Below are 1299 nucleotides of genomic sequence, written 5' to 3'. Positions count from 1 at the left end.
GAGAGGCTCAAGAGCGCCTCTGTGTGTCAACCCGTGCCGGTGGCGAGTTTGAGTTGATCTCTGGTGAGGTGCCGGTAAAGGACGTTGGTGAGGCGTCGTTTAAGCGCGCGTCGGGCTTCGGCTGGCGTTTTCCCTTCGCTGAGTTTGCGCTGGTAGTAGACGCGGCCTGGGCCTTCGTCGCGGGCTTGGACGAGCGCGATGGTGTGCAGGGCGGTGTTGAGTTGCCGGTTGCCGGTGGGGTTGAGCCGGTGGCGGCGGCGTTCGCCGCTGGAGGCCTCAAGTGGCGAGGTGCCGGCGTAGCTGGCGAAGTGATCGGCCGTCGGGAAGCGGGTGACGTCACCGACGTGGCCGAGGATCTTCCCGGCGATAATGTGCCCGACGCCGCGGATTTCGGTGATGGTGGAGTGCGTCTCGCTCAGGACCTGCCGGATCTGGGCCTGGTTGGTGTGCAGGCGCCGGTCCAGGTGGCGTAGGTCAGCGAGCATCTCACGGGCCAGGTCGCGGCGGCAGCTGTCGGTGGCGGTGAGCGGCCGGATGTTGCGCAGCAGCGCGGCGGCCTTGTCCGCGGTGAGGTCCAGCGCCGCGCCACCGGGGATCAGATCACGCAGTAGGACGTGAAGCCGGTTGAGCAGTCGGACGCGTTCACGAGCCAGGTCGTCGCGGCGTTCGGAGAGCAACCGCAGCCGGGTGTGATGACCCTCGGCGACGACTTGGCGCAACCGCTGGTGCCGCATGGCGGCGTGAGCGACGCTGGCGGCGTCCGCGGCGTCGGTCTTGCGGCTGCCGCCGGTGTCCAGCAGTCGAGCTCGAGCGGCCAGGGTGGCTGGGACGTCAACGACGTGCTCGCCGGCGGCGGCCAACAGTTGCGCGATGCCCCGCCCCAGCCCAGCGGCGCCTTCGACAGCGAAGCGGCGTTGCGGCCAGCGGGCGGCCCAGCCGGTCAGCGTCTTGTATGCGGCGGCGTTGACGGCGATCCGCCTTGTCGCCAGCAGGTGACCGGTCTCGTCGAGGGCGACAGCGGTCAAGGAGGACTTGTGCGGGTCGATGCCGATCGTGATCACGGAGAGCCGGGTTCCTTCCGCCAAAGCGAACGAGGATCGCCGTGGCGGGCAGCCTGACTTGGGGAATCGTTGAGCACGCCTCTGTTGAGCCACGCCACGGCCGGGCGCCGGCCAGCGGCGGCACGCTCTTGAAGAGCCAGCCCGAGAGCGGCAAGGGGTATGCGAGCCAGTGCCGACCGGCGCCCTGACGCTACGGGCTGCAGACCCGCGCATCTAACTCCAGTAGACAAGTCAGGGG

The 1299-nt window shown here is 69.0% G+C and carries 1 protein-coding gene; it reads right to left on the bottom strand.

From position 1 onward, the window contains the following. Positions 1 to 26 precede the first annotated feature (26 nt). A complete protein-coding gene (locus tag ACFYOS_RS36430; protein WP_387151923.1) occupies positions 27 to 1061 on the bottom strand; it encodes an IS110 family transposase in 1035 nt (344 codons plus the stop codon). Positions 1062 to 1299 lie beyond the last annotated feature (238 nt).

The organism is Micromonospora sp. NPDC005806, assembly GCF_042871425.1.
Classification (GTDB): domain Bacteria; phylum Actinomycetota; class Actinomycetes; order Mycobacteriales; family Micromonosporaceae; genus Micromonospora.
The sequence above is the reverse complement of the archived record's forward strand: the minus strand, read 5'-3'. Positions and strand labels throughout refer to the sequence as shown.